11 protein-coding genes are annotated in these 11,977 nt (G+C 38.5%); 5 read left to right on the plus strand and 6 right to left on the minus strand.

Annotation, left to right across the window (positions count from 1 at the left end; genetic code table 11):
• The first annotated feature begins 45 nt into the window (after nucleotides 1-45).
• Entirely contained in the window at nucleotides 46-639 is a 594-nt protein-coding gene (grpE, locus tag DD649_RS18765) for a nucleotide exchange factor GrpE (RefSeq protein WP_294110505.1), read from the plus strand.
• 71 nt (nucleotides 640-710) lie between these two features.
• On the opposite strand, the gene ung is transcribed toward grpE, so the two are convergent.
• Nucleotides 711-1,391: a uracil-DNA glycosylase gene (ung, locus tag DD649_RS18770; RefSeq protein ID WP_294110509.1), complete on the minus strand. Its 681-nt coding sequence runs from the start codon at nucleotides 1,389-1,391 to the stop codon at nucleotides 711-713.
• A gap of 359 nt (nucleotides 1,392-1,750) precedes the next feature.
• Here ung and grcA point away from each other — a divergent pair, with 359 nt between their 5' ends.
• A complete protein-coding gene (grcA, locus tag DD649_RS18775) occupies nucleotides 1,751-2,134 on the plus strand; it encodes an autonomous glycyl radical cofactor GrcA (protein WP_294110512.1) in 384 nt (127 codons plus the stop codon).
• 162 nt (nucleotides 2,135-2,296) lie between these two features.
• A complete protein-coding gene (locus DD649_RS18780) occupies nucleotides 2,297-3,760 on the plus strand; it encodes an ankyrin repeat domain-containing protein (RefSeq protein WP_294110514.1) in 1,464 nt (487 codons plus the stop codon).
• A gap of 23 nt (nucleotides 3,761-3,783) precedes the next feature.
• Here DD649_RS18780 and srmB read toward each other — a convergent pair whose 3' ends face one another.
• The 4 genes from srmB to DD649_RS18800 all read right to left on the minus strand — a co-directional run bounded on the left by srmB (nucleotide 3,784) and on the right by DD649_RS18800 (nucleotide 8,451).
• Nucleotides 3,784-5,124, minus strand: a complete 1,341-nt coding sequence (srmB, locus tag DD649_RS18785; RefSeq protein ID WP_294110516.1) for an ATP-dependent RNA helicase SrmB — start codon at nucleotides 5,122-5,124, stop codon at nucleotides 3,784-3,786.
• Nucleotides 5,125-5,280: 156 nt separating this feature from the next.
• Entirely contained in the window at nucleotides 5,281-6,486 is a 1,206-nt protein-coding gene (gene gltS / locus DD649_RS18790; protein WP_294110518.1) for a sodium/glutamate symporter, read from the minus strand.
• Nucleotides 6,487-6,799: 313 nt separating this feature from the next.
• Nucleotides 6,800-7,717, minus strand: a complete 918-nt coding sequence (hutG, locus tag DD649_RS18795; RefSeq protein ID WP_294110520.1) for a formimidoylglutamase — start codon at nucleotides 7,715-7,717, stop codon at nucleotides 6,800-6,802.
• 2 nt (nucleotides 7,718-7,719) lie between these two features.
• Entirely contained in the window at nucleotides 7,720-8,451 is a 732-nt protein-coding gene (locus tag DD649_RS18800; RefSeq protein ID WP_294110522.1) for an IclR family transcriptional regulator, read from the minus strand.
• A 158-nt stretch (nucleotides 8,452-8,609) separates the two neighbouring features.
• Here DD649_RS18800 and DD649_RS18805 point away from each other — a divergent pair, with 158 nt between their 5' ends.
• Nucleotides 8,610-9,347, plus strand: a complete 738-nt coding sequence (locus tag DD649_RS18805) for a methyltransferase (protein ID WP_336431040.1) — start codon at nucleotides 8,610-8,612, stop codon at nucleotides 9,345-9,347.
• A 43-nt stretch (nucleotides 9,348-9,390) separates the two neighbouring features.
• Here DD649_RS18805 and nadB read toward each other — a convergent pair whose 3' ends face one another.
• Complete coding sequence (gene nadB / locus DD649_RS18810; RefSeq protein ID WP_336431041.1) at nucleotides 9,391-10,992, minus strand: L-aspartate oxidase; 1,602 nt, start codon at nucleotides 10,990-10,992, stop codon at nucleotides 9,391-9,393.
• 371 nt (nucleotides 10,993-11,363) lie between these two features.
• Between nadB and rpoE the strand changes: the two genes are divergently transcribed.
• On the plus strand, nucleotides 11,364-11,942 hold the full coding sequence (gene rpoE / locus DD649_RS18815) for an RNA polymerase sigma factor RpoE (RefSeq protein WP_294110524.1): 579 nt from the start codon (nucleotides 11,364-11,366) through the stop codon (nucleotides 11,940-11,942).
• Nucleotides 11,943-11,977: the final 35 nt, after the last annotated feature.

Consider the following 11,977-nt stretch of genomic DNA (forward strand, 5'->3'; position numbering starts at 1 on the left):
AATACTCTCATATATGGGATTAATGCTAAATACGCGGAGATATTCATGAGTAGTAAAGAACAAAAGATGCATGAAGAGCAAGCTTCTGAGCAAAATGAATCACAAAAAGTTCAATCAGAGCAGGAAGTCGAAGTTCAACAAGCAGCCGATTTACAAGCAGATGAACAAGCGTTAGCAGCGCGTATTGCTGAGCTTGAGCTACAATTAGAGGCTTCAAAGAAAACAGAACGTGAAGCTATGCTACGTGCTCACGCTGAGGTTGAAAACATTCGTCGCCGCACTGAGTTAGATATTGAAAAAGCACATAAATTCGCACTTGAGAAGTTTTCAAATGAATTATTGCCAGTGATTGATAACTTAGAGCGTGCAATTGAAGCTGCGGATCATGAAAGCGAAGAATCAAAAGCCATGCTTGAAGGATTAGATTTAACGCTAAAAGCTTTTGAAAGCGCGATTGCTAAATTTGGTATCGAAGTGGTTGGTGAGACAAATGTGCCATTTAACCCTGAAGTTCACCAAGCAATGACGATGATTGAATCTCCTGATCATCAATCAGGACAAGTGATTAATGTGATGCAAAAAGGTTATACGTTAAATAGTCGTTTATTAAGACCTGCAATGGTTATTGTGTCTAAATAAGCTACGTTTTAGACAGTATAATTAAATAGTGCAAAATGGGATGTTTCGGCATCCCATTTCACGAAATGAAGTTATTCTGAAATGACGGGTTGCCAGTCAATCGGTTTTTGGCCTTGTTGTTTTAGTAATTCGTTAGTTTGTGAAAAATGACCACAACCTAAAAAACCACGATGAGCAGAAAGTGGGGATGGATGGGGGGCTTTTAACACATGATGGCGTTTTGTATCAATGATTTGCCCTTTTTTCTGCGCATGAGCGCCCCATAATAAAAAAACAACTCCTTCAGTATGTTCATTGATCGTCGCGATAATTTTATCGGTAAATGTCTCCCATCCTAAATGGGCATGAGAGTGCGCTTTACCTTGTTCGACAGTCAAAACAGTATTTAGTAATAATACGCCTTGTTGTGCCCAACTTAATAAATAGCCATGGGTAGGGCGTTCAAAACCTATAATATCTTTTTCTAACTCTTTATACATATTGACTAATGATGGTGGCGTTTTAATTCCAGGACGAACTGAAAAGGATAAACCATGAGCTTGACCAGGACCATGATAGGGATCTTGCCCAAGAATAACGACTTTAATATCAGCTAGTTCAGTGTAGTTAAAGGCATTAAATACATCTTCTTGTGGAGGGTAAATAACTTTACCTTTTTGGCGTTCGTTAGCGACATAAGTCAATGTATCTTTTAGGTAAGTTAACTCTTTTTCAGAATTAATAAAGTTGTGCCAAGTTGGGATTGTTGACATGAAATGTCCTATCGAATTGAGTTTATGAGGATTACTTATATCGTTAAGCTTACTGGTTCATGGGAGATAGATAAAGCATTGTTAGTGGTAATTATTTGCTATGCAGTTCAAATTAATTTGAAATATTCAAAAATACTATAAAAACAGCATTTGTTAATTTTGATTTAAATCATGAAGTTGAAGTGATGCGATTGCTTGTAAAACGAAATGATTGATAAATATCAAAGAATGCAGGCTTTTTAGCTGTTATATAATAGATATAAGCACTAGCAAGACTAAATATCTAATAGATAGTTAATGTAGATAGCTAATCTAGATGACAAAATAAATTCCAATCTGATTCGGACGTGGAGGTCGATATGATTACTGGTATTCAAATTACTAAAACTGATAATGCAGCGCTACTTAACTCTTTTTGGTTACTTGATAACGAAAAAAATGAAGCACGCTGTGTGTGCGCTAAAGCGGATTATGATGAAGGCCAAATTGTTGCTAAAGATGCATTAGGTGCTTTCGAGTATCGTGAGGTTCCTTTAGAAGTTAAACCAACAGTTCGTGTCGAAGGTGGACAGCATCTAAATGTTAACGTATTAAGTCGTGAAACATTAGAAGAGGCGGTTAAAAACCCAGAAAAATATCCTCAATTAACTATTCGTGTTTCAGGTTATGCGGTTCGTTTTAATTCATTAACACCAGAACAACAACGCGATGTTATTACGCGTACTTTTACTGAAAGTATGTAATGGATATTAAGTATTAAGTTCCATAGTTAATTTGTGATAAATTATAAAGGCCATTGATACTGATGGCCTTTTTGTTTCCTTCTAATAAATTCCAATATTTCCTCTCTGTGTTATTTGTATTTCAATATTCTTCCAACTTATAACGTTTATTAGGGAGAATCTATGCTTTCAACAAAAACAAAAATGCAGAGCTATTTTGGCCAAAGTGAACTTTCACTTATCAGAGCAAGCTTACAATTATATTTACAAAATAGCTTTATAGAGCCTTGTGGTAATGAAAGTGGTCATGAACATAATCCATGGTCGAATAATATATTAAGAGATGATTTTTTTGGCCGTGATGCGCAGCATCAAGATTATATCTTAGCGCTGTTATCTCACGGGGCGTATTTTAATAACTGGAGTGCAATTAAAGGGGTTAAGCGGCTTAATCGAAAAGAGATTAAGGCACTTGGTATTGACGCTGATTTATTAAAAGATAACTCCACTGGCTTTCAAGCTAATATTTGTCGCTTTAATGATCTGTATATTATTTGTTTTGCTGGCTCTAATGATTTTGTCGATTTTTATGCAAACGTAAGACAAGGTCTTGGATATTATGAGCCTCAGTATTTTCAGGCTGTTGGTTTAACTAATATGTTATTTAATGCGGTTAAAGGTAATGTTATTTGTACGGGACATTCCCTTGGCGGTGGCCTTGCATCAATAGCTGCTTTAGCAAGCCAGTCACCTTGTATCAGCTTCAGTCCAGCGGGACTAGCTCAAAATACAGTGAAACAAATTGGAATTGATTATCAAATTGCTAAAAAAATGGCAAATGATGGGTTGATACGCTTTTATTCTGTTCAATATGATTGGCTTGATACACTTCAAAATACGTTACCAATCCCTTCTGCGTTGGGAAATCAAATTAAAATGGCTTATAGCGAACACAGCTCATGGACGGATTGGCTACCACACCGCTTGTTAACCCGAAGTTTTATTGCACATTCCATGGTGAAAGTTGCGAGGATGATGTGCAAACATAAGCCTTGGAATAGTTGGAGTGCAATAACAGGTGAATTCGAAGATAAGCTAAATACGATGTTGACAGATCTTCCGTCAGTGGAAGAACATGAAGCAACTCATTGGCAGGCTTGTTGTAAGAGTGCGATTAAACACGGTAATGTCGCTGAATTTTCTGAATTACTTAACTTGGAGTATAAGCAGTCAGATATTATATTTGCTGCAAATCAATCAGCATTAGCAATGAATAGTCAGTTCATGCAAGCTTTAATAGAATCATCACATGGCAACTTGATTAAAACATTACAATTGATGGAGCAAGAAAATATCTTACATTTAGCGGCTCGAAGTGGGCGAGTTATTCAATCGCAACTTTTATTAAATAACGGGTTGGCTATTAATACGACGGATAATTTAGGCAATACACCATTACATGATGCATTAAATAGTCATGCATTAGAGGTTGCTGAATTATTATTAGTGAGTGGTGCTGATTGGCGTATGAAAAACAATCAAGGTTATGATTGCCGCGATATTTTGGATAACCATATGTTGAAAATCGATTTATTGACACAGGAAGGGAAAGCGATGCGTGAAAAAATTATTCACATGATGAATTAAGTAACGGGCCGAAGCCCGTTTGTTTACTCTGTTTTATCGCTAGTCGTAGACGCTAAAGTATTTACTGGTGCACGACGTTTACCAATATTTTTCTTATCGCGTTGGCGTACTTTTTCTTTCTTTTTAGCTTGTTCTTCTTTTTTCTTTTCTTTACGTTTTTCTAGCACTTTTTTTGACGGCTTTGGCTTATTTAGCATCGCATCTGAAGGTGCTTTAGTTGTTGGACGTAAAGAGTCTATTACGCGAACCTTAATTGATTCATCAATATAACGACTGATTTTACCAAATAATGGGTAGTCATGCGCTTCGATTAACGAAATTGCAGTACCTTTACGACCTGCACGACCAGTACGGCCAATACGGTGTAAATAAACATCTGCAGTGCGTGGCAAATCAAAGTTAAATACATGACTGACGTTATCAATATCAAGTCCACGAGAAGCGATATCAGTGGCAACTAAAACTTTAACTTGTCCACTAACTAATCTGCGAATAGCTTCAGTCCGCTTAGCTTGAACCATTTCACCTTCAAGATAACAAGGCTCGATACCTGCGCTACGTAGCCATTGAACGACTTCATGTACACGCTCACGCTTACGAACAAATACGATAGATTTAGTGACTTCGTCTTGCTTCAATAGGTGACATAATAGTGCTGTTTTATGCTCAAGTGAGTCAGCACGGTAATGAAATTGTTGGATTTTTTTGCGTTCACGACGAGATGGGTCGGAATCAACTTCAAAAGGATTGTCTAACAGACGTTCTGCAAAGTCACGAATGGCTTCGCCTTCAAGGGTTGCAGAAAATAGCATAGTTTGCTTGCGCCAGCGAGTTTCACCTGCAATGGTTTCAACATCGTTAGCAAACCCCATGTCTAACATGCGATCAGCTTCATCAAGAATTAAGATTTCAACTGCTCTACAGTCAAAATTTTCTTCTAGAATATATTGCAGCAAGCGACCCGTTGTCGCGACAACGATATCTTGATTTTCGCTGAAAACTTCAGCGTGATTCATATAAGCGACACCACCTGTGATGGTTGCAACGTCTAGGTTGTTGTGTGCGCAAAATTCTTTGGCTTGATCTGCAACCTGCATAGCAAGTTCACGAGTTGGTGTAATAATCAGAACGCGTGGCGGTCCTGATTTCTTTCTTGGGAAATCAAGTAAATGTTGGATTGCTGGCAGCAAGAATGCTGCTGTTTTACCTGTTCCCGTTGGTGCTGAACCTAAAACATCGCGTCCATCCATTGCTGGAGGGATAGTCGCTGCCTGAATCGCAGTTGGGCGCTCATAGCCTTTATTTGCTAGCGCTTCGATCAGGGTTTCATCAAGTTCAAGTTCAGAAAAAGTGGATGCAGTCATGATATACCTCTATTTGGGGCGCTGATTATAAACAGGTTAGCAAAAATGTTCACCAGAAAAATCAACTTTGGGTGAAGTGTACCTGTTTTCAAGGGGGACTGGCAGCGATATATCGATGAATTGGTGCTTTACGAGTAAGTAAAGCACCGACTCAAATTAGCTAAGCATATTAATTAGCCATGTGTGATATGGGATACCGACTAAATCAATTAATACCGCACCACTTAATGGCACGATCATAAAGGCTTTCATAGAAACTTGTTTGTAACGTTCGCATACGGATGACATATTTGCCATCGCATTTGGTGTTGCTCCTAAACCATGGCCCATCAAGCCTGCACACATGACAGCTGCATCATAATTCTTACCGAGTAATCTAAAGATAACGAATACAACTAATAGAATTAAAATGATAACTTGTGCAATTAAAATGGTAAATAGTGGTAGTGCGACGGTTTTGAGTTCCCATATTTTAAGTGACATCATGGCCATAGTTAAAAACAAACCTAAGGACACTTCTGAAATTAAATCAACTGACTTTTGATTAATGCGAAATAGTTCAACTTGGTCATTGATATTTCTGATGACGATAGCAATGATCATTGCGCCTACATAGCTTGGTAGTGAGAAACCGGTCGCTTTGGTAAATTGCGCAGAAGCAAACTGACCAATCACCATAATGCCTAAAATAAGGGCTAACATTTTTAAAAAGGCATGTGCGTCAATCGATTCAATTTTACCGGCGATGGTTTCTGGTACTTTAATATTGGTTACATTTTCATCCGCTTTAATCTGAACTTTAAATTTCTTAATTAAAAATGTCGCTACTGGACCACCAAGTAGACTTCCTGTTATCAAGCCAAAGGTCGCTGCTGCAATAGCAGCAACAGTCGCAGATTGGACACCAAGACCTTCAGCCATACCGCCGAACGCAGCTGCACCACCATGACCACCAGTTAATGAGACACCGCCAGCCATGATCCCAATAACGGGTTCAATACCGAGAAGATGAGCAAGCGCCGCACCAAAAGTATCTTGAAAAACAACCACGAACCAACAAATAATCAGGTACATAAAAAGCAAACGTCCGCCGCTTTTTAAAATTCGAAAGCTACCATCAATGCCAATAGTCGTAAAGAAAGCTACCATCAAAAAGGTTTGTAAACTGGTATCGAAATTGATTTCAGCCAAATTAAACGATTTTAATCCCCAAATAATTAAACTAATCAAAAAACCACCAATAACAGGTGAAGGGATGCAAAAACGTTGAAGCCATTCAATACGTTTCTTTAAATGGATGCCCATGAGTAGGCAAATGACGGTTAGGAGGAGTGTTGTTAGTGTGTCTAGGTGTAAAGTCATATCTTTCCCTTTTTTAAACTTTGTCTTTCAAGCTGTAGCTTTGTTGGCTTCATTCAGTCACGCAAGTTACATACTGATATCTGCTTCTCGGGATCTCTTCAATTGCCAGCTAGCTGTAACTTAGAGTTTTAACTATTATTTTTCTAAATTTATTCAGGTACTTAATACAACTAAAGTGTTGCTTTGAAATTTAGAAATAAGTTTTAGCCAGTTTGATATAACGCTTTGTGCATATTATTTTTTTTTACACTCGCAGTTATATCGCTACAGATATGGAATATAAAGTTATTGGTTATTAGTCGGTTTGGTGAATTTAAAATAAAAATTGGTAAATAATGTAAGCTGCTAGTTTTGACGTGTGATTATCAATATCAAATTCAGGATTACATTCAGCGATATCTAATAGGGCAATTTTTTTACTGTCTTTAATAATCGAAAATAGCTCGTCAAAAATTTCGGTTGAAATGCCTCTTGCGGCTGGTGCACTGACGCCAGGAGCAATCGCAGCGGAGAAAACATCAAGATCAACCGTGACATAGAGATAATCGACTTGGCTTATAAACTGTTTAATTTGTTCAATAGCCTTGGCTAATAGCGAATGGGTTAATGCCTTGTCACGAATATATTGGCAACCGAGTTTATCCGCGGTATCAAATAAAATTTTAGTATTACCGTGGTCAGCTATACCTAAACATAAATAATGAAAAGGGCGCTGATGCTGTTCGCAAAGTTTTGCTGATTGCAAAAATGGTGTCCCAGAAGTGGCTTCAGATACTGCACGTAGATCAAAGTGGGCATCAAAATTGATGATACCAATTGATTTATCAGACTCATGCTTTTCTACATAATCAAATAATCCTTGAAAACTGGCAAATGCGACTTCATGGCCACCACCTAATACAATAGGAGTTTGTTTAGTGGCTAAAATAGCGATGAGTTCATCTGATAGACGACGTTGTGCACTTTCCAAATCACCGTCATCACAGCTAATGGTGCCTGCATCTCTAATTGCTAAGGTTTGGTGCAGAGGAAGCCCTGCAAGTTGACGGCGAATAGCATCGGGTCCTGCTTTAGCACCTTGACGGCCTTTGTTACGCCTTACGCCTTCATCAGATGCAAAGCCCACAAGGGCAAATTGGGCTGGCGTGACTTTATTGATTACTTGATGGATGCGTAAATGCGCTTGTGCTTCGCCATCTATGCGACCTTGCCATTGAAAAGGTTGTGTCATAGTTACTCCAAGTTAATCAGTTTTGTGATGTCATGTGCGGTTTGACATGTATCAGAGATAAGTTCGTTTAGCCTATGGGTCGCACGAAACTCAGGTGCCATAACAGAAACAACTGCTAGTACTCCTTGCCCTTTAAATATGGGTGCTGCAACACCGAAAACGCCTTCATCGATTTCACTAATTGATGTGCCAAAACCTTGCTGACGGATTTGCATTAAATTTTGTTTGAGCTGCTGTATATTTTTAGGTTGTTGCAACTGCTTAGTGTAGATTTCAAAAACAAGCTCTTGGTATTGTTCATCGCGAAAGGCTAGAAGTGTTTTTGCACTTGCGCCTTTAATTAAAGTGTTACCACGGCCAATAATAAAAGAACAACGCAGTGCTTGTTCACTTTCAATCATATCAACACAAATAGTTTCGCTTAGATTTGAGGTGATAATTGCGGCAGTTTCTTGTGTTTTTTTGGCTAGAGATTGTAAGGATGATCGAGATGCATTCATTAACAAACTATGGTGATAGTATTTTTCTTGAGTTTTGATACTCTGCGCACCAATGGTATAGGTTCCATACTGTTTTGCATAAGTAATAAATTCCCAATTTATGAGAATAGTTAGTAATCGATAAACTGTAGATAGAGGAATATCAAGCGCAGTTGATATCACTTGTGGAGTTACCGGAGATGTACAACTTGTTACGTAAGACAAGATATCTAAGGTTCGATTAATACTATTCATTGCATCTCCTTTTTTTCGAACTTAGCAGTAAAAATTTTCAGCCTCAAACATTATTCTTATAATATGAGAATAATATTGTAGCAAACATGTGAAATTTACACTTCAACTTTATTAAACTTAAATAAGTTGGATGAATAACCGCAAATTAGAGTATTTAAATGAGTAACCAGCAAAAGAAATATCGCAAAGGTGGTTTTACCTTCAAAAATTTTTTTGTCGCTCATGATCGTTGTGCGATGAAAGTGGGCACTGATGGTGTGTTATTAGGGGCTTGGGCACCTATTGATGGCGTAAATAAAGCACTCGATATTGGTAGTGGGAGTGGCTTGATAGCGCTGATGTTAGCTCAACGAAATGAGAGCTTAACGGTAGATGCGGTTGAGCTAGATGTTGATGCCGCACAACAAGCACAAGACAATTTTGTTGAGTCAAAATGGGCTGCGCGATTGCAGGTAGTGAATCAAAATATTATACAATTTAGTGAACAGGCGAGAAATCAATATGACTTAATTGTCAGCAATCCGCCTTATTTTGAGCCAGCAGTATTATGCCGCGATGAAAAACGTGATCAAGCTCGCTACACTGGCACATTAACGCATGAAATTTTGTTAAATTGTGCAAAAAAATGCTTAGCAAAGCAGGGGCTTTTTTGTTTGATATTACCTTATGAAATTGGCGAAAATGTTGAGGCGATGGCGCAAAATAGTGGTTGGTTCACCGCTTTTCGAATAAATATTAGCGATAAAGCGAAAACACCGTGTCATCGAATATTGCTCGGGTTTAAGCGTGAACAGGTTGTTACAATGATATCGACGTTAACGTTAAAAGAAGAAAATGGCCATGATTATACTGAAGATTTTCAACAGTTAATCAGACCATTTTATTTGAAATATTGAAGCCTACATCTGGAACGGAGAGTAGGCTGACAAATTTTGAGTATCAAGGTGTTAAAATGGTTGGGCCTGATAGCTCAAGTAAGTCGGGGTAATCTAAAGTATAGTGTAGACCTCGGCTTTCTTTACGATCTAATGCACAGCGCACCATTAATTCAGCAACTTGAACAAGATTTCTGAGCTCTAATAAATTATTAGAAATGCGGAAGTTTGCATAATAGTCATGAATTTCTTGCTGTAACAGATGAATACGGCGAAGAGCACGTTCAAGTCGTTTGGTACTTCTGACAATCCCCATGTAATCCCACATAAATAGCCTTAATTCGTGCCAGTTATGCTGAATAACAACTTGTTCATCTGAATTATGAACTTGGCTTTCATCCCATTCTGGGAGGATAGGGATCTCATCGATCTGACTGATCGTTTTAATAATATTTTCTGCCGCAGACCAACCATAAACGAGGCATTCTAATAATGAATTAGATGCCATACGATTTGCGCCGTGTAAACCGGTGTAACTTACTTCGCCGATAGCATAAAGGTTAGGGATATCGGTCATGCCAGTTTGGTCAACGATAACGCCGCCACAGGTATAGTGTGCCGCAGGAACAATTGGGATTGGCTCTTTAGTTAGGTCTAACCCAAGGGTCATTAATTTGGCATAAATAGTTGGAAAATGATGTTTAATGAAATCTTCGGGTTTATGACTAATATCGAGATACATGCAATCGGCACCTAAGCGCTTCATTTCATGATCAATTGCTCTAGCGACAATATCTCGTGGGGCTAATTCATTTCGCTCATCATAATCAGGCATAAAGCGGCTACCATCAGGACGTTTTAAATGAGCGCCTTCACCGCGTAGTGCTTCAGTTAGTAAAAAATTACGTGCTTGTGGGTGAAATAAGCACGTTGGATGGAATTGATTAAACTCTAGGTTAGCGACACGACAACCTGCACGCCATGCCATTGCAATACCATCTCCTGATGAAATATCTGGGTTGGTGGTGTATTGATAAACCTTAGCGGCTCCACCTGTTGCAAGAACAATGGTTTTTGCTTGAATAGTTTCAACTTGTTCTTTTTGTCGGTTCCAAACATAAGCACCTATAATACGAGAAGGCGCTGATGAGTTGGTTTCATCTGAAAGAATAAGGTCTACGGCATTATAGCGTTCTTTAATATGAATATTTGGATGTGCGAATGCTAAATCAACCAAGGTGGTTTCGACTTCTTTTCCTGTCGCATCGGCATGATGTAAAATACGTCGATGACTATGACCACCTTCTCGCGTTAAATGGTATTGCGTTTCACCGGTTTGAGTGATTTCTGTATCAAACAACACGCCTTGATCGATTAGCCATTGCACACAGTTTTTTGCGTTCGAAGCAATAAATTCAACTGCGTCTTTTTCGCAAATTCCTGCCCCTGCAATGAGAGTGTCGTTAACATGAGATTCAATACTGTCAGTGTCATCGAAAACAGCGGCAATACCGCCTTGAGCATAATAAGATGCGCCTTCACTGAGGTTACTTTTACTGAGAATAGTGACTTGATGAAATGGTGCGAGCCGTAATGCTGCCGAAAGTCCTGCTACACCACTGCCAATGATTAATATATCAGTGTAATGCTGTGTGGAATCGTTCATATTGTGTTTGCATGCATATAGTATTTATTGAACTTTTTATGTTAGCCTATCGGGCTGCCTAATGCCATTGGCGAATGGATGTTTTGCATTAACGAATCAGCCATTATTTTGTTGGGTTTAGATATAGCATTCATCAGGTGAAGCCCGTATGCTGTATTTATTCTACATGACTGTTTTATGTAAAGTATTAACTGGGATCGTTAGGATCGGTGAAGGGGCAAAACGGATACTTTTGTAAATTTTTGACGATTTTTTTGTATTAAATTGAACTTCGTCTGTTTCTGCTACTCAAAGTTTACGCTTGCTTTAGAAAGGAAGAACATGATCAACTTAATAAATTATCAGACTAAGTTCGGGAGATTGTTCCTAGAATGAGCGAGCAACTGACCGACCAGATATTGGTTGAAAAAGTACAAAAAGGCGATCAACAAGCCTTCAACTTACTGGTGATTAAATATCAGCATAAAGTTGCAAGCTTAGTATCTCGTTATGTACCACAGGCTGATGTGCCTGATGTTGCTCAAGAGTCTTTTATTAAGGCTTATCGAGCCATAGGTTCATTTCGTGGTGACAGTGCTTTTTATACTTGGCTTTATCGTATTGCTGTCAATACGGCAAAAAATTATCTAGTTGCACAAGATAGACGACCGCCCGCAACAGATTTAGAGGCGAGTGATGCAGAAAACTTTGAAAGCGCAGGTGCTTTAAAAGAAATATCGAACCCAGAGAACTTAATGTTGTCTGAAGAGTTAAGAAAGGTAGTTTTCCGGACCATAGAGTCATTGCCTGAAGATTTACGGATGGCAATTACACTTAGAGAGCTTGATGGCCTAAGCTATGAAGAAATCGCAGAAATTATGGATTGCCCTGTTGGCACCGTGCGGTCTCGAATTTTTAGAGCTAGGGAAGCTATTGATAATAAAGTGCAACCATTGATTCAAGAGTATTAATTCAATAGGTTGGCCTATAATTGTGATGCAATTAA

The organism is Providencia sp., assembly GCF_003533305.1.
In the GTDB taxonomy this organism is placed as follows: Bacteria; Pseudomonadota; Gammaproteobacteria; order Enterobacterales; family Enterobacteriaceae; genus Providencia.

Bases quoted from the DNA above. Each gene is read 5' to 3' on its own strand.
- rpoE (WP_294110524.1), top strand. From the start codon at position 11,364: ATGAGCGAGCAACTGACCGACCAGATATTGGTTGAAAAAGTACAAAAA.
- ung (WP_294110509.1), bottom strand. From the start codon at position 1,391: ATGTCAACAATCCCAACTTGGCACAACTTTATTAATTCTGAAAAAGAG.
- grpE (WP_294110505.1), top strand. From the start codon at position 46: ATGAGTAGTAAAGAACAAAAGATGCATGAAGAGCAAGCTTCTGAGCAA.
- gltS (WP_294110518.1), bottom strand. From the start codon at position 6,486: ATGACTTTACACCTAGACACACTAACAACACTCCTCCTAACCGTCATT.
- nadB (WP_336431041.1), bottom strand. From the start codon at position 10,992: ATGAACGATTCCACACAGCATTACACTGATATATTAATCATTGGCAGT.
- DD649_RS18780 (WP_294110514.1), top strand. From the start codon at position 2,297: ATGCTTTCAACAAAAACAAAAATGCAGAGCTATTTTGGCCAAAGTGAA.
- srmB (WP_294110516.1), bottom strand. From the start codon at position 5,124: ATGACTGCATCCACTTTTTCTGAACTTGAACTTGATGAAACCCTGATC.
- DD649_RS18805 (WP_336431040.1), top strand. From the start codon at position 8,610: ATGAGTAACCAGCAAAAGAAATATCGCAAAGGTGGTTTTACCTTCAAA.
- DD649_RS18800 (WP_294110522.1), bottom strand. From the start codon at position 8,451: ATGAATAGTATTAATCGAACCTTAGATATCTTGTCTTACGTAACAAGT.
- hutG (WP_294110520.1), bottom strand. From the start codon at position 7,717: ATGACACAACCTTTTCAATGGCAAGGTCGCATAGATGGCGAAGCACAA.
- grcA (WP_294110512.1), top strand. From the start codon at position 1,751: ATGATTACTGGTATTCAAATTACTAAAACTGATAATGCAGCGCTACTT.